Source organism: Pontibacter litorisediminis (assembly GCF_029360645.1).
GTDB classification, from domain to species: Bacteria; Bacteroidota; Bacteroidia; order Cytophagales; family Hymenobacteraceae; genus Pontibacter; species Pontibacter litorisediminis.
In genome coordinates, this window is the sequence record NZ_JARDUA010000001.1 from 1413346 (window position 1) to 1430679 (window position 17334).

Genomic DNA, 17334 nt, shown 5'->3' on the forward strand with positions numbered 1-17334 from the left:
GGTTGATAGCTGCAAAATCTGATGCAAAAAACTGTCTGCCACACTGCCTGCAAAGGCACAAACCACAGCACCGTTTTGTTGTACCCTATAAGAGCGATAGTCTGCTCTTTATTTTTTTGCTAAATTATCGCTTTATTTATGAAATTAGTATAGGCTTTGCGCTTGCCTCTGTGCATTTGCTTGCTGTTATACTTATAGACACTAACTATGCCTTATACTTCAACCCGGCAGCCTGACGAGAAAATCATACAATCAGCCTCTAACCTGCTGCAGGTGCTGGTGCAACTGGCCAAACCAACCCATGGCGTGGTGGTGGCCCTGCCAAGCGGACAGGTGCTGGCGGCCAATGCACAAACGAGCAACTACCGGCCTAGCGGCTCCGACCTCAGCACTAGCCGCGACCTCCGAGGCCTTTTCGGCATCACGCAGGAGCAGTTTGGCCTGCTGATGGAAGCGCTGCAGAAGCAACGCAAGTTTACAGGCTCTGTGGATACAGACGATGAGAGCTGCAACCCCTTTACGTATAGCTGCCGCATGGTGCATTTCCAGGGCAGCACATTTGTGTGCGTGGAGCTGGCCAACATGGGGCAGGCCACGGCCTTGCTGCCTTACGACGGCGACAGCTACCATGATGTGTTTGAGGAAAACTCTGAGCCCATGTTCCTGCTCGACTGCGAGGGCCACTTCATAGACATCAACCAGGCGGCGCTGCAGCTGGTGGGGCTGACCAAGGAAAACCTTACGGGCAAGTCGATCTTTCGGGCTTTTAGGTTAAACCTGTTTGAGCGCGTTGCGCTAAGGGGCCAGCTACAGAAGGCGCTGGAGGAAGGAAAGCAGAAATTTGAATGGTGGCTGCACCAGGGCAACCAAGACCTGCTGCCTGTGGAGATTACCCTGCAGCCAGGAAAGTTCAAAGCCCAGGATATACTCTATGGCACTGTTAAGAACCTGAACGAGGTGATCGAGACTGAGCAGGACGTGCGTTTCCGCAACCATCAGTTGGAGTTTGTGAACCAGCTGATCACCAACCTCTCCTCCTCCGACAGCCCCTATGACATTCTCCACAACACCCTGGATGAGCTCCTGGAGAAAAGCGATGTGGAAGGCGGATGCGTTTATACTTTCAACTCCTTTTTCCCGGACCAGGCAAGGCTCTCCTACTCAGCGGGAGAGGTACCCTCCCCTGCCCTCCCTGACGAGCTGCAGCTATCCCCTGAGCAGCTGCAGCAGCTGATGGGCGACAACCGGCGCCACGCGGTGGTGCATCTGCAGGAGCACCTGCAGAAGAGCCTCCGCCGCACCCTTACGTTGGTGCCGATCGCCACCGATAAGAAGGTGCTGGCCCTGATCCTGATCTGGCCTAATAACGAGCCCCGCATGACGCAGTCCTTTGTGTCGTTGCTGGATTTTATTGGCTCTGCCATTGGCAACTATATAGACCGCCACCGGCTGCAGCAGCAGCTCATCAACACCGAAGACAAGTATAAACTGCTCTTCGAGGCCTCATACGATGCCATACTCCTGTTTAAGGACGGGGTGGTGTTTGAGTGTAATGACAAGGCTTTGGAGTTTTTCCGCTGCACCCGCGAAGACCTGATTGGCAAGTCGCCCATTGACTACTCACCGGAGTTCCAGCCGGACGGGGAGCGCTCTGTGGAAAAGACCGCCCGCATTATGCGCGAGGTGCTGGAGACAGGCCGCTCCGTCACCTTTGAGTGGAAAAACCGCCGGAAGGATGGCACCTTGTTTGACGCGGAGCTTACGGTAAACCGCCTTCTCCTGGACGGCGAGGCTTATATCCAGGTGTTCAAGCGCGACATCACGCAGCGCAAGCAAACACAGCAGACCAAGCGCCGCGAAGAAGTGCTGAATGAGTCCATGGGGCAGTTCCGCAGCTTCCTGGACAAGGTAAACCTGGTGTACTACAGCCTCGACACCGAAGGCAACATCGCTTTTGCCAACGATTACTTTCTCAAGTATGTGGAGTACACGGAGGAGGAGCTGATCGGCAAGAGCTTTTACGACCTGCTGGTGCCGCAGCAGGAGCGCACGCAGCGGTTCCGTGACTTCAAGAGATCGCTGGAAACAAAACATCTTAGCACCTACTATGAGCGGGATGTGATCACCAAGTCGGGGCAGCTGAAGACCATCCGGTGGAACAGCATGTTTGAGTACGACACTGAGGGGCAGGTAACCGGCATCACCAGCGTAGGCAAGGACATGACCGACAAGCGCATTGCCATGGAGGCCCTCAAGGACAACAAGATACGCCTGCAGGACCTCTTCGACAATGCCCACGACCTTATCCAGAACATCTCGGTTGACAACAAGTTTATCTTTGTAAACAAAGCCTGGAAAGACCGCCTAGGCTATACCGACCAGGATATTGAGTCGCTCACCCTGAACGACATTGTGCACCCTTACTACAAGGCCAAGCTGATTTACCAGCTGCGCAATCTGTACAAAGGCGAGAATGTGAACAAGATTGAAACGGTGTTCCTGACCAAGGCCGGAAAGCCGGTGCACCTGATCGGCAGTATCACCTGCAGCTGGCAGGATAACCGGCCGGTGGCCACGCGTGCCATCCTGCACGACATTACCGACCGCATCAAGGCTGAGCGGCTGCAGAAGGTGTACTACAGCATCGCCAACCTGGCCATCAGCAGCAAAGACCTTAACTCGCTCTACTCGGCCATACACCGCGAGCTGAGCAAGATCATCGAGACGCGCAACATCTACATCGCGCTTTGTGATAACGACCACAACAACCTCAACTTTGTATACCTGGTAGATCAGTTTACCGACAAGGCTTCGAAACAGCACAACCGCCGGCCGTTCTCACGGGGCTTGTCAGAGTACATCATTGCCACGGGCAAGCCGCTGTACATGCAGAAGCAGGAGCTGCTGGAGCTGGCAGAGCGCGAGGGGCTGACCCTGTTTGGGGCGGTGCCGGAGGTTATCCTTTGCTCCCCGCTTGCTATTGGCGAGCGCATCATAGGCGTCATCACACTGCAGGATTACCAAAACCCGGAGGCCTATGTCGGCACCGATATCGAGATCCTGCACTTTATCTCTAACCAGGTGGCGCTGGCCATTGAGCGTAAGCGCAACGAGGAGCAGATTAATACCCAGAATGCGCGCCTAAACGCTATCTTTGAGTCGGGCACGCATCACATGTGGTCCATCAACCGCAACTACGAGCTTACCTCTTTCAACCGCAACTTTGCACAGGAGTTTGAACAGCGAAACGGTTATGAGCTAAGCCCGTTCGTTCGCATTGATGATGCCTCTATGGTGCATGAGAATTCCTATGCGTTTTGGGAGGATAAGTATAAGCAGGTGTTTGCAGGGCATCCGCAGCACTTTGAGATCGAGCTGCAGCAAGGCAGGAGTTGGCGCGAAGTATACCTGCACCCCATTTACATGGAGGATGGCTCATTTGAGGAGATCTCCGGTATCGCGCTGGACATAACCGACAAGAAGAAGTCGGAGCTGGCCCTGTCGGAGAGCGAGGAGAAGTTCCGCAGCATCTTTGAGTCGTTCCAGGACGTGTACTACCGCGTTGATCTGGAGGGAAGCCTGCAACTGATAAGCCCGTCTGTCTTTCAACTGCTCGGCTACCGCGAAAACGAAGTGCTGGGCAAGCCATCGGGGCAGTTCTATGTTAACCCGGGGGACCAGAAGCGCATCCGCGACCTGGCGCTGGAGCAGCGTAACGTCCGGGACATTGAAGTGGAGATGGTATGCAGGGATGGCTCCGAAATAACCGTGATGCTCGACGCCAGGCTGGTGTACAACGAGCATGGCGAGCCAGTGGGCCTGGAGGGGGTGGTCCGCGACGTATCCGAGTTGAAGCGCACACAGATCGCCCTTTTGCGTGCCAAAGAGGAAGCGGAGAACCTGCTTAAGGTGAAGACCCAGTTCCTGGCCAACATGAGCCACGAGCTGCGTACCCCTATGAACGGTATCATCGGCATGATCGACCTGATGAGCCAGATCAACACCGACCCGGAGCAGAGCGAGTACATCGACACCCTGCGCAAGTCGTCGGACGCGTTGCTTGCCATCCTGAACGACATCCTGGACCTGAGCAAGATACAGGCGGGCAAGCTGGTACTGCACGAAAACGGTGTAGACCTGCACGAGACACTGGACAAGATACACTCTCTGTTCGTGAACCGGGCGCAGCAGAAGGACCTGAACTTTACCTATACCATCCAGCCTAACGTGCCGCGCCACATCGTAACCGATGAGACAAGGCTGTTGCAGATACTGTCTAACCTTACCTCCAATGCCATCAAGTTCACGAACGCCGGCGATGTGAGCATCACCGTGGGGGCCGATAAGCTGAGCCGCGACAACTATAGGCTGAACGTGCGCGTGAAGGACTCTGGTATCGGGATCTCTCCGGAGGACCAGTTGCTGCTGTTCAACGACTTTACCCAGTTGGATAACTCCTCCACCAAAACATTTGGTGGCACAGGCCTTGGCTTGGCAATATCGAAGCAGCTCACGCAACTGCTGGGGGGCGATATCGGCGTGGACTCCAAGCCCGGTGATGGCAGTGTGTTCTGGTTTAACATCAAGGTGCGCGTGGCCAGCGCGGCCGAGGTAGAGGAGCAGCAGCTCCGGCAGCTGCAGCAACACCAGGAAGTAAGCTCGCTGGACTTTACGCCATACGTGCTGCTGGTAGATGACAACCAGATTAACCAGAAGGTGGCCCAAAAGCAGCTGGAGCGCCTGGGCTGCATTACCGAGATTGCCTCCAACGGCTACGAGGCCATAGAGCATGCCAACCGCAACAAGTATGACATCATCTTTATGGACATCCAGATGCCTGAGATGGATGGGGTTACGGCAACCAGGCACATCAAGGAGCAGCTAGGCGACAACTGCCCCCCTATCATTGCCATGACGGCTTATTCGATGAAAGATGATGCCGAGAAGTTCATGAAACAGGGCATGGACGACTATGTGTCGAAGCCGGTAAAGAGCTCGGACCTGCACACCATGATCAGCAAATGGCATAAAAACGGCTGGGAGGCAGGCACTTCCGGTGCCGCCGCCGCAGAAGAGCTGGAAAACCAGGAGCCAATTATTGACATGGCGGTGGTGGAGCAGCTCCGCGAAATTGGCGGAGAGGATTTTACCAAGCAATTATATACCGAGTTTGAGGAAGAAGCCGCTGGATTGCTCGAGGAAGCCAAAAAAGACCTTGATGTACAACATTACAAAGGTATTTTAAGTACATTGCATCAACTTAAAGGTACAGGCTTTACGCTAGGCATCAATCTGCTGGCAGAACTTGCCAAACAGCTAGAACACGATATTAAGAGCGACAACTTTGAGGAGGTGAACCAAAACTTCTCTAAGTTGCAAAAGCAGTACGAACACTATAAAAAAACTTACAAGGACATTATATTCAGTTAGAAAATGGCAGAAAGCAAAACTATTTTGATCGCTGAGGATAGCTCTGTAATCCTGAACCTAACGAAGAAGATCCTGGAGCTGCAGAACTACAGGATCCTCGTGGCCAAAAACGGCGGTGAGGTGTTGAAGCAGGTAGAATCCAACAAGATCGACTGCATCCTGATGGACCTGAACATCCCGGTGAAAAACGGCATGGACTGCACCAAGGAGATTCGCGGCAGCAAGGACCCAGAGACTGCCAACATTCCGATCATTGCGGTAACAGGCAACGCGAACAACTATAGCATGGAAGACTTCAAAGCCGTAGGTATCAACGATTACCTGCCAAAGCCGCTCGACTTTGATATGCTGGTGCAGACAGTTAAGAAGTATACGGTAAAGTAAAATGCAGCTAAAGTACACGCGGCCATTTTTAAACAAGCTGGAGGATATTTTTGCAGAGTCGGATTTTGTGCTGCGTTATGAAAAAGGCAACTTTAAAGCCGGCTACTGTGTGCTAAAAGATATGAAGGTGGCGGTAGTGAACAAGTACTACAGCCTGGAGGGGAAGATCAACTGCCTTTACGATATCCTTCGCACAATTTCTGTGGATGAGAGCCGGCTGAGCGACAAAACCAGGCAGCTCTACCACGAGATCCGAAACGAAGAGAACGCCAATTGAAAATAACATTATTAGGCACGGGCACCTCGCAGGGCGTACCAGTTATCGGGTGCACTTGCGAGGTTTGCCGTTCTGTAGACTACCGTGATCAGCGCCTGCGCGTGTCGGTGCACCTGCAGGTCGATGGCAAAAGCATCATCATCGACTCGGGCCCCGACTTCCGGCAACAGGTATTGCGTGAGCGCATCCGAAAGCTTGACGCCCTGGTGTTTACGCACGAGCACAAGGATCACACCGCCGGCCTCGATGATATCCGTGCCTTTAACTTCTCGCAGCACAAAGACATGCCTCTGTATGGCGAAGAGCGCGTACTGGAGCAGCTCAAGCGGGAGTACGCCTATATCTTTGCGGATTACAAGTATCCGGGCATTCCGCAGGTGCAGCTGCACCCAATCACGACAGAGCCCTTTGAGGTAGAGGGCGTTGTGTTCACACCGATCCGGGTGATGCACTACAAATTACCCGTGCTGGGCTTCCGCATCGGAGACTTCACCTACATTACCGATGCCAATTACATCTCCGAAGAGGAAAAAGAGAAGGTGCGCGGCTCTAAAGTGATTGTGCTTAACGCTTTGCGCCACGAGCACCACATCTCGCACTTTTCTCTGAAGGAGGCCATCGCCGTATTGGAGGACCTGCAGCCCGAGCAGGCGTACCTCACCCACATCAGCCATTTAATGGGCCTGCACCGCGAGGTAGAGCTGCAACTGCCGGACTTCATCCGCCTCGGCTACGACGGCCTGCAGCTAGAAGTATAACTTTCCTGGCAAAGGACTGCGTGACATAAGACAAGTGACTTTTGTTAATTTGTCATAGAGCCTTAATAAAGTATAAACATCCTTTGTCTTTTGTTATTAGATCCTTTGTCCTAAAAATGCACCTGAACTTTTACTTCTTACGGCAACTGGCGCAGGCACTGAAGCCCAAGCTTACCGGCATGCAGGTAGTTACGGCTTTCAGCCAGAACAAGGCCGAGCTTATACTTGGTTTTGCCCGTAATGGAGAAGAACTGTACATCCGGGCGCAACTGGGGCCGCACTTTACCTCGCTCTCTTTCCCTACTGAATTTAAGAGAGCCCGCGCCAACACTATTGAGCTACTGCAGGAGATGCAGGGGCAGACGGTGGAGGACGTGGTGCAGCACCAGAACGAGCGCAGCTTCTACCTTATACTTTCGGGCGGTTACCTGCTGCTGTTCAAGATGTTCGGCAACCGCTCCAACATCGTGCTCTACCAGCATGGGGAGGCCATAAAGCTGTTTCTGAAGAAGTTCCCGGCCGATGCCGAACTCGACCCGCTGCACATGGACCGGCCACTGCAGCAGAACTTCGCCGCCTTTTCCGCCGCCGACGGTAACCTGCGCAAAGTGTACCCTACCTTTGGGGATGTGCCCCTTTTATACTTAGAGGAGCGCGGGTATAGCCAAGCCACGCTGGAGGAGAAGTGGGAGCTGGTGCAAAACATGTTAGACATCCTGGAGGCGCCTGGGGCATATTATATTATCAAGCTACAGGATAAACTGCGCCTGTCGCTGCTGCCACTCGGCGAGGTGTTGTATACCTATCCGGATCCGCTGGAGGCGGCTAGTAACTTCACCCGTTTATACTTGTCTGAGACGGGTTTTAAGCGGCAGTATGAGCAGGCCAGGCAGCAGTTGGAGCGCAAGCGGCACGTAACCAAAACGGTGATGGAGCAAAGCGAGGAGAAGCTGCAGGAGCTGCGCCACAACCGCTCTTACTCTCAGACCGCCGACGTACTCATGGCCAACCTTACCAATATTCCGCCACGCGCCACCGAGGTGGAGCTCTACGATTTCTATACCGACCAAACCCGCACCTATACTTTAAAGCAAAACGAAACCCCACAGAAGCATGCTGAGCGCCTCTACCGCAAGGCCAAGAACCAGCACCTGGAGGTAAAGCAGCTGGAGGAGAAAGTAGAGCGAAAGCTGGAGGAGCTCATCATACTGGAGGACGCGCTGCAGGCGCTAGCCGAGGTGGAGCACTATAAGCAGCTGAAGGTGTTTCTGCGGGAGTATAACCACCTGCTTGGCAGCAAGCAGCAGGAACAGGTGCAGATTCCGTTTCGGGTGTTTGAGAGCGAAGGCTTTAAGATACTGGTGGGCAAGAGCTCCCAGAACAACGACGAGCTGACACAGCGCCATACGTACAAGGAGGATATGTGGCTGCATGCCAAAGACGTGTCCGGCTCGCACGTGGTGATCAAGTACCAGGCGGGGAAAACAATCCCAAATTCGGTGCTGGAAAAGGCGGCACAGTTGGCAGCCTACTACAGCAAACGGAAATCGGATTCGCTGTGCCCGGTGATCTACACGCCCAAAAAGTGGGTGCGCAAGCCGAAGGGTGCTCCTGCCGGGGCTGTGGTGGTGGAGCGGGAGAAAGTGCTGCTGGTAAAGCCGGAGAATCCGTTTGCGAAAGGATAAAGGTTTCTGGCGCAAGCATCCGCTTGTGCCTTCTATAGCCGCTGCTTTTGCTACTTGACATCGCTCGTGCGAGCTTGTAGCTCGTGCTATTGCCGCTGCTTGATGCAACTGGACACAAGCTACCCTTACTAGCCCCTGTTCATCCACGGCCTTACAAGCCTACCGTTGCATAGTATACTTTCTGCTCTCAAGCCCGAGAGGGCTCGTCTTGGGGGTAGGGGCCCTCGATAAGGGCATCGCGCTGTCTACATTTCCTTTGCTCCTGCGTCGCAATGCCTTCGGCACCGGAAATCTAGACGGCGCTCTTTTTCGAGGGCCCCTACCCCCACCCAAGGGCTGGGAAATATTTCGATAGCTTAGGCTGACGGAGCTGGAACAGAATTCCCCTCCTTAAACACGGAGGGGCAGGGGTGGTTGGAGCCGGTGCTGCAAAAAAGTATATCTACATTCCCAACTTCCGCAAAGCCAGCAAGCTCAAGGCAATAGAGCCGGCCACGTTCACTTTTCCACTCAACACCATACTTTCCAGCTCTTCCAGCGGTACCTTCAGTACTTCAATGTGCTCACTTATATCCAGGTCCTGCTCGGTTATTTTACGGGCGTTCCGTGCAAGGAAGTAGTAGATTCTGTTGGTGTCTTTGGTGGGGTTGTCGATCACCTCCAGCAGCGGCTCCAGTTCTTCAGAGGTATAGCCTGTTTCCTCCAGCAGTTCGCGGCGGGCAGCTTCCAGCGGCTCTATCTCGTGCTCATCTACCACACCACCCGGCAGCTCAATAAAGATGTCGGCGGCTGCGTGTTTGTACTGGCGCACAAAAATGACATGGTTATCTTCCGTAAGCGGAAAAACCAGCACCACGTTGGGGCGCACGCTCACGTAATAATCATCCATTATGTGGCCATTGGGCAACTCTACCTCATCGCGCCGCAACTTATACCATTTCTCATCCACCACCATGTCCGACCGCAGGATCTTCCAGGGCTGTAGGGTATTACTCTTGTCACTCATACTTGCAAGTTATACTTTATTAGCGTAAAAAAGCCATGCCTGGGGCATGGCAAAGAGGCACAGCACTATAGGTCGAGTTGCTCCCGGGCTACTCTTTTTGCCGCACCATGTACTCATTTTTGCCGGCTACCTTCTGCTGTACGGCCTCCTGCCAATCCTGGCCTGTAGCTGACAGGTACTCCGATTGGTTCCACTGCTGGTGCTGCTTCAGCTGCTCATCAACCTCTAGTATGTACAGCTCATGCCCCGGGCGATCCTTTACTTTGAAGCCACAGGAGCGCATCATGGCTTCGATGGCGGCATGGTTAGGTGCCCACCAGTTGGTGATGTCACCGGCCATGCGTTTTTCGATGAAGGCCATTTTGGGCCAGCCTTCCTGCAGCATACGCTGGCGGTCGTTAATCTCAAAATCCTCCGGTACCTCCGCCACTTCTTTACCCGGCATGGTCAGGGTCTGAAACACCATCTGGCGGCGGCATTTCTGGGACAGGATATCCAAAGACAGCAACGGGTAGCGCAGGTGGTAGAGCACCCCCATGTACCAGATCAGGTCGAACTGGCGGTCGAGGCGGGCCACATCATACACCTGCATTTGTTTAAGCTCGATTTTATCCTCCAGCCCGAACTGCTTCGCTGCCCACTCCGCCTGCCGCAGGTAGTGCGGGTCCACGTCAATGCCAAGTACGTTGGCACCTCGTTTGGCAAGCTCTATACTATAGAAACCGGCGTTGCATCCAATATCCAGCACTTCCCAGCCCGATAGATCTTCCGGAAGGTACGGCTCCAACTCCAGCCACTTGAACTTCGGGAAATCACCCAGAAAATGATTGGGGGCGGTTTGGTTGCCGTCAGGCAGGTGCAGGTTGTGGAACCAGGGTGCAAGCGCTTCTATTTCCGACATAGGACAGGTTGTTTTTATGAGTATATAGGCATGCTTACGCAGGTGCAGCAGCTATTGATACATAAACGAAGACAGCCGCCCTGGCCTAGTGCAGAAGCGGCTGTCTGTTAGATGCGTACGTAAAGTTTATACTTCCTGGCCTACCTTTGTGCTGGCAAAAGAGTTTCCCAGCGTCATTAGTTCTTCGGCATAATTGATCAGTTCCTTGGCGCGGTGGGCGGCCGTGTGGTGGGCCATCACTTTTTTGCGGGCACGCTCGCCTATCAGCTTACGCTCCGATTTGCAGATCTCGCGTAGGTACTTCAGCGTATCTTTGGTATCCCGTGCAATCAGGATCTCTGTTCCGGGTTCAAAGATCGTCTCCAAACCTTCCCAGTAATCGGAGATGATCGGGGTGGCGCAGGCCGCTGCCTCGAACAGCCGCACGCTTGGCGCATAGCCGGCCTTCACCATATCGGCACGCGTGATGTTCATGGTGAAGCGCTGGCTGTTGTAAAAGGTGCGGTGCCCGGCAGGCGGCAGGTGATGGATGTGCTCCACGTTGGAGGGCCATTTTATACTTGCCGGGTACTGCGGACCTGCCACCACAAAGCGCCCTAACGGCCACTGCCTAGCGGCCTCCAGCATCAGCTTATCCAGCGGCGGTTGGCGGTCGTCGGAGTAGGTGCCCAGGTAGCCCAGATCCCATTTGCACTCCATCAGCTCCGGGTAGTACAGGCCTGGGTCGAAAGAGCAGTACAACGCACGCGCCATGGGCGAGCCGTACTTCTGCTCCAGCAGGTCCAGGGTTGGCCCGCCGGTAAACGACAGATACAGGTCATACTTGGGAATGAGGTTCGGGTGCAGGTACTCGTAATCCTCGCGCTCCAGTTTAGCTAGTGTTACCGGTGTATCAATGTCGTAAAAAGCCTTGATGCCCCGCGCCGTCTTGATCACCCACTCTCCTACAGGCACGCCCTCCGGCACGTAAGAGCCCACAATCACCATGTCGGCCTCGCGCACTTCTTCTGTAAAACGGTTTTTCAGGTCATCCACCGATTTGTAGAGCTCCGTGCGGCAGTACTCCGGGTTGGCTAGGTCGCGGTTGCCGGCGTACCAGGGCACGTCCCGTTCCAGAAAAGTAACCAGATGGCCCTGCTTGTTTAGCTCCCTTACCAAACCCCTGAACGTGGTGGCATGGCCGTTGCCCCAACTGGAGGTGATGGATAAGCCAAGAATTACGATATTCATGCTAATGCTTTGTTTGTAGATTTAACTTCTGCGTATAGCAGTTTTTCCAGTTGCGCTGCGCGGTGATGATAGGTGTGCGCAGCCAGTACTTTCTTATACGCAGCTTCTCCGATTGCTTTTGCTTTTTCTGCAGATAAATCAGCCATAATTTCGGCCACCTCGGCCCCGTCTTTGGCCACCAGTATCTCGGTGCCTGGCTCAAAGAAGAAGTCGATCCCCTCCCAATAATCGGTAATGATACAAGCTCCGGCTCCGGCAGCCTCGAACACGCGTGTGGCCGGCGAGAACCCGTAGCGGGCCATACTCTCGCGGCTAATGTTCAGCACCGCCTTCGGGGTGCAGTTAAAGGCGTTGTGGTCTTTGGTGTACACGTGGCCCACATAGTGCACATTATCCGTCATCTGCTTGTCACCCCAGCCGCTGCCCCCAATAATGAACTTCTTATTCAGCTCCAATGCCGCTGGCTTCAGGAAGAACTCCTCCACGCGGGCCTCGCGGTCAGGCAAGCGGTTGCCCAGGAAAGCCAGGTCGCAGGCAAAGCGAGGGTCTGGTTCCACGGGGAAGTGGGTGGCGGTGTCTAGGGCGTTGTAGATCGGCACGCATTTTTTCGCGCCCAGCGCCTCGTAGGCATTTACCACCGGATCGCCGCCGCCGTAGGTCAGCACCATGTCGTACTGCGGGATCAGCTGCAGGAACTGGTCTTCGGGGTTGTTGTGCACGCGGTCCAAAGTGGCTGGGGCATCCACATCCCAGAACACCACCAAGCGCTCCTCGGTCTGCAGTTGCAGCACCTCACGCTCCAGCAACTCGTCAAACACGCCCACGCCGCTGGCCTTCACTACCATGTCGGCGCTTTGGGCATCCTCTAAACATTTTTGAACCGCCTCTTCCGTGGCCTCATACACCACTACTTTGGCCCAGTCCGGGTCCTCCATGTCGCGGTTCTGCTGGCGGTCGTAGGCATCGGGTTCGTAAAACGTAACGTGATGGCCGCGCTCGCTCAGGGCTCTCACAATGCCTCTGTAGTAGGTGGCGGCACCGTTCCAGTAAGCAGACACCAGGCTGGAGCCAAAGAAGGCGATGTTGAGTTTGGTATTCTTCATGAGGGGTTTAAGCTTTTTGGGTGAGATAGATTTTTGATTCGGCTATGCCCAGCTCCTCACATACTTTCTCCAGCTCATTTACACGGTGGGCACAGGTGTGGCGGCTGCGAATGGTTTCAAGTCCGTGTGCGGCCACTTCTTTTGCTTTTTCAGGGTTGTTGAGAATGGTTTGCAGCTGCTGCTTCATCTCCTCGCCGTTGCGGGCCACCAGGAAATCCTCTCCCGGCATAAACAGGTTTTCGGCATCATCCCAGGGCGAGGAGATCAGCGGAATGCCGCAGGCCATGGCCTCGAACGGACGGATGGTCGGGATGCCCGGCAATGCCTCCACGTATGGCCGGCGCGGCACGTGCACCGTCACTTTATACTTGGCAAACTCCTCGGCGGCTTTGTAGTTGGGCAGCCAGCCACCATACTCGATACCGGCATCGGCCAGTGCTTTACGGGCATGCTCCGGGTAGCGCACGCCGTAGATCTTGGCCTTCAGTCCCAGCTCCTTCACCGGGTTGATCAGGAACTCATGCAGCTCGGCTGTGCGCTCCTCGTCGCCCCAGTTACCGATCCACACCAGGTCGCCTTCAACGTTTCCTCGTTCGTGCGGGTAGAAAACGGAGGTGTCGGCGGCCTCGTGCCAGGTCCAGGCTTTCTGGGTCCAGCCCTCCTGCAAGTATAAATCCCGTATCTTCTGCCCGAAGGCCAGTACGCCGTCGTAGTGCGTCAGGTCATACTTGGCCATGCTTTCACGCTCTGTTACGGCGCGGTGGTGCGTGTCGTGGAACAGCAGTTTATACTTACCGCTGTTGGCGCGGTGCTCTCCGACGCGCTTCACCAGTGCGTGCTCGTTCCACTCATGCACCAGCACCAGGTCAGCATCAGCCAACACGTCATCCAGGTTTATACTTTCCAAAGTATAAAAGTTCGTGCTGATGCCCGGATAATAAGTTTGCAGCTCGTCCAGCTTTTCTTTACCGTAGCCCTCTACCAGGTTCTGCAGGCTCCAGCCGTTCTCGGGCTCGTACACGTTCACCTGGTGCCCCCGCTCCTCCAGCTCCCGCACAATGCCGCGCAGAAAATGCGCATTGCCATGGTTCCAGTCAGAAAGGATTGAGTGGTAGAAAAGGGTAATATTCATAGGGTTAGTTTTGAATGTGTGATTGAGTAAATCAATGGTGACTGAGTGGATGCGTGGTTGGGTGAATTGTATGCTTTGAATTTCTGTTTTGCCATCCCGAGAAAACCTGGTTGTTTGGTACCGACAGCCTTCGCATTACGCCACCAGCATCTTTACAAGATGGCGTTGCTGCCAAGCCTCCAGAGCACTCAGGTAACCCAAAGTCAACTATTCAAAGTTGAAATTTACTCATGCCCTCAATCGCTTATTCACCATTTACGCGGTAACGGTTTGCTTCAGCAGCTGGCGGTACACATGGTCGTAGTCCTGGCCCATTGGGTCGGCTGTGTAGCCATGGGAGCGCTTAATGGCCCGCATAGCCATAATGTTACGGCCAAACTCATCGTCGATCAGGTGGTTGATGGTGTCGCGCAGTTCATCGGCGTCGTTCGGGTTTACGTACTTGGCGGCGTTGCCCCAAATCTCAGCCTGGCTGTCGGTTTTGCCTACCACCAGTGCACAACCCGACATGGCGGCTTCCAGAATCGTCAGCCCGAACGGCTCATACTTGGCAGGCAAGGCATAAATAGAAGCTCTCGACAACCAGTCCGACACCTCTTTCTCCGTCAGCTGCCCCAGGAAATGCACGTTCTCCAGTTGCACCTCTTTGCCGGTAGCCGGGTGGCGGGCATCGCCGGCAATGTATACCGGCCACTGCAAGTCGGAGGCGATGTGCGCGAGCATCGAAATGTTCTTGGCCTCATCCCACACACGCCCCATGCTGAACACAAACGGCTCCTTCTTGCCAAACAGGAATGTGTGCTGGCCACGGCCGTTGTACACCACCGTGCTGTTCTGGAACGGGCCGTACAGCGCTTCGGCCTGGTGCAGCATGGCTTGGGTAGGTGCCACTACCATGGTGGCGTTCTGCAGCCCCTGGGTGACCAGTTCTTTATACTTGTCCCATTCCTTCGGCACCTCTTCATCCTTCACGGCTTTCCACCACGACAGCACGCACGAGTGCACCACCACCACGGTTGGTACCCCGAAGTTCAGGGCGCCGTGCACCATCCCGTTCAGGTGTACCAGGTCAGGCTGCACCTCCTCTTTCAGCTTCAGGAGCCACTCGCCCGCTTTCTCCACGTCCTCCCAGGGGCTGTCCATCCACTCCAGCTTATAGTCGCTCTCGTAAATGGTCAGGTTGTCGATTTCCTCGGCCTGCGCGCGCTGCTCCTCCGACAAGGGGGCACCCATGGTAGCCAGGGAAACGTGCGTTTTAAACGGGGCCAGCGCCCGGATCAGCTCCAGCGCGTATGTCCAGACACCACCAACGGTATCAGCGGTCATCAATATCTTTGAGGGATGATGTGCTTCCATGTTCTCTTCTTATCTTCCGTAAATTTTATCTAGTACCTCTGCTACTCTCACAAACTCCTCTGCCTCCTGACTGAAGCCCTCGCCGCCGGCAACGCGCTCTGCCCAGGCCACGCCGGCACGGCCCATCCATTCATCGGGAGGGGTGCTCAGCTGCTCTGTCTTGGTGCCGTAGTAGCGCTCCGCCACAAAGTCGTAGAAGGAGCCGTTCACGTTTTTGAAGGCTACGCCACCGTTGATGCCGTAGAAGGTGGCGCTGATGATGGCTTCCTGTCCGGCTGGCAAGTTCCAGGAGCAGCTTAGCTGCACATGCGTGTTGCCTTCCAGCTCAATACTGGCCGTGGCATAGTCCTCAACCTTGCCCTCCACCATACTTATCGGCTTGCCTTTGGCATAGAGGTGGCTTTGCACGTTTTTGACTTTCGGGAAGTTCATGCCCCACAGCGCCAGATCCACCAGGTGCACGCCCAGGTCAATCACGCAGCCGCCGCCGGAGAGCTTTGGCTCGTAGAACCAGGCTTTGTCCGGGCCGTAGGCGTTGTGGAACACCAGCTCGATGGCATAAATCTGCCCCAACTCCCCGCTCTGCACCACCTTGTACACCTCTTGCATGGCCTTGGTGTAACGGTAAGACAGGTCTACGCCCAGCAGTTTGTCGCCCTTGCGGGCAGCCTCTACCACGCGTTTTGTTTCCTCCACGTTGCGGCCCAGCGGCTTTTGGCAAAACACAGCCTTACCGGCCTCCAGCGCCAGCATGCTTTGCTCGGCATGGAAAGCGCTTGGCGTGGCAATCACGATTCCGTCCAGCTCCGGCTTGTGCAGCATGGCCTCCAGCGAGTGTACCTGCTCAGCCTGCGGGGCACTTTTCAGGGCCTCCTCCGCATTCTGGGCTGCTGTGTCAGAGACGCATGTCACCTCCCCAGCCTCGTGCTTTGCGATCACTTCCATGCGGTTACGGCCGATCCAGCCTACACCCAGGAACCCGAGTTTCGGTTTTGAATGGATAGAAGAAGAAGATGCAGGTAAGGCTTCCGCCTTGTCTAGTACAGTTTCCGTCATGTTTCAGTACGTTATTAGGGCTTTCACAAAGCCATCAGGGCGATTTGTGAGATTTTCGAATGCTTTCGCTATGTTATCTAAAGTGTAGGTATGCGTATAGAGGCTGTCTGGGTCAATTTTACCTTGCTCCACAGCCGCTACGGCAGCTTTGATACCTTTAATGTACTCTTTTGGGTCGCGCTCATGCGCATTGATGACATCGAGGCCGCGCCAGTTCCAAAGTTGGACATTTACCTGACGCATCCCATCCTGATGGAAACCGGCGATGACCAGCCTGCCGCGCTCAGCCGTCAATTCGCCAGCCAGGTTCAGCGGCCACTCCTTTCCGGTGCACTCTATTACGCGCTCACAGAAGTTTCCGTTTGTCAGTTCTTTAACTTTCTCTATGATTTTATAGTGATCATCCATTTTAACCACCTCATCGGCCCCACATGCACGGGCAACCTCCAGTGAGAACTCCCGCTGCGACACGGCGATGACACGCGCGCCCGCATTTTTGGCCAGCTGCACCAGCAGCGCCCCCAGGAAACCGATGCCCAATATGGCCACCGTCTGCCCCGCCTGCACGTCACTGCGCCCGAAGATATTCATGGCGCAACCGAGCGGCTCTCCCGGAAAAGGTTTACCCGCCAGGCTCTCCGGCAGCTTCACCACCTTATCGGCATCGGCCAGATCGTACTCGGCATAAGCGTTATAAGACAGGGCCGCCACGCGGTCGCCGGGCTTCACGGCAGTTACGCCCTCCCCTACGGCATCTACCACACCCCAGCCTTCGTGGCCCGGGTTACCGGCCTCCACGGGGTAGCTAAACCACTCCCGCCCCTCCCACACAGGTATGTTGGAGGCGCACAGGCCACAACCTTGCAGCCGGATGCGCACCTGCCCTGCCTTTGGCTCAGGCAGGGCGGTTTCTTCTACTTTTATACTTTGCGGCGAGGTTACCACGGCCGCCCGCATGGTGGTAGCCTGGGTAGCGGCTACCGGTTTCTGATCAGTTGTAAGGGTGTCTTGCATAG

General features: G+C 55.0%; 13 protein-coding genes. 5 read left to right on the forward strand and 8 right to left on the reverse strand.

The genetic code is table 11. From position 1 onward, the window contains the following. Positions 1–207: 207 nt before the first annotated feature. The 5 genes from PXG97_RS05945 (at position 208) to PXG97_RS05965 (ending at position 8534) form a co-directional block, all read left to right on the forward strand. Positions 208–5430 carry a PAS domain S-box protein gene (locus tag PXG97_RS05945; protein WP_276496797.1) on the forward strand — a complete coding sequence of 1741 codons (5223 nt, stop codon included), beginning with the start codon at positions 208–210 and terminating at the stop codon, positions 5428–5430. 3 nt (positions 5431–5433) lie between these two features. Continuing rightward, positions 5434–5814, forward strand: coding sequence for a response regulator (locus PXG97_RS05950; RefSeq protein WP_276496798.1), 381 nt, complete (start codon positions 5434–5436; stop codon positions 5812–5814). A 1-nt stretch (position 5815) separates the two neighbouring features. Continuing rightward, the gene (locus PXG97_RS05955; protein ID WP_276496799.1) at positions 5816–6091 is read left to right on the forward strand and encodes a hypothetical protein; all 276 of its coding nucleotides are present in this window, start codon (positions 5816–5818) and stop codon (positions 6089–6091) included. Next, positions 6088–6849, forward strand: a complete 762-nt coding sequence (locus tag PXG97_RS05960) for an MBL fold metallo-hydrolase (protein WP_276496800.1) — start codon at positions 6088–6090, stop codon at positions 6847–6849. The genes PXG97_RS05955 and PXG97_RS05960 overlap by 4 nt, the downstream gene beginning before the upstream one ends. Before the next feature lie 116 nt (positions 6850–6965). Beyond that, entirely contained in the window at positions 6966–8534 is a 1569-nt protein-coding gene (locus PXG97_RS05965; RefSeq protein ID WP_276496801.1) for an NFACT RNA binding domain-containing protein, read from the forward strand. Positions 8535–8976: 442 nt separating this feature from the next. On the opposite strand, the gene PXG97_RS05970 is transcribed toward PXG97_RS05965, so the two are convergent. The 8 genes from PXG97_RS05970 to PXG97_RS06005 form a co-directional block, all read right to left on the reverse strand. Beyond that, positions 8977–9540, reverse strand: a complete 564-nt coding sequence (locus tag PXG97_RS05970) for an NUDIX hydrolase (protein ID WP_276496802.1) — start codon at positions 9538–9540, stop codon at positions 8977–8979. 88 nt (positions 9541–9628) lie between these two features. Beyond that, the gene (locus tag PXG97_RS05975; RefSeq protein ID WP_276496803.1) at positions 9629–10441 is read right to left on the reverse strand and encodes a TIGR04290 family methyltransferase; all 813 of its coding nucleotides are present in this window, start codon (positions 10439–10441) and stop codon (positions 9629–9631) included. 126 nt (positions 10442–10567) lie between these two features. Beyond that, positions 10568–11671: a CgeB family protein gene (locus PXG97_RS05980; RefSeq protein WP_276496804.1), complete on the reverse strand. Its 1104-nt coding sequence runs from the start codon at positions 11669–11671 to the stop codon at positions 10568–10570. After that, positions 11668–12774, reverse strand: coding sequence for a CgeB family protein (locus PXG97_RS05985; protein WP_276496805.1), 1107 nt, complete (start codon positions 12772–12774; stop codon positions 11668–11670). Before PXG97_RS05985 ends, PXG97_RS05980 begins: the two co-directional genes overlap by 4 nt. 7 nt (positions 12775–12781) lie before the next feature. Continuing rightward, positions 12782–13906: a CgeB family protein gene (locus PXG97_RS05990; protein ID WP_276496806.1), complete on the reverse strand. Its 1125-nt coding sequence runs from the start codon at positions 13904–13906 to the stop codon at positions 12782–12784. Between the two features lie 255 nt (positions 13907–14161). Next, positions 14162–15262, reverse strand: coding sequence for a glycosyltransferase family 4 protein (locus tag PXG97_RS05995; protein WP_276496807.1), 1101 nt, complete (start codon positions 15260–15262; stop codon positions 14162–14164). Positions 15263–15271: 9 nt separating this feature from the next. Continuing rightward, complete coding sequence (locus PXG97_RS06000; RefSeq protein ID WP_276496808.1) at positions 15272–16318, reverse strand: Gfo/Idh/MocA family protein; 1047 nt, start codon at positions 16316–16318, stop codon at positions 15272–15274. A gap of 3 nt (positions 16319–16321) precedes the next feature. Next, positions 16322–17332, reverse strand: coding sequence for an MDR/zinc-dependent alcohol dehydrogenase-like family protein (locus PXG97_RS06005; protein WP_276496809.1), 1011 nt, complete (start codon positions 17330–17332; stop codon positions 16322–16324). Positions 17333–17334 lie beyond the last annotated feature (2 nt).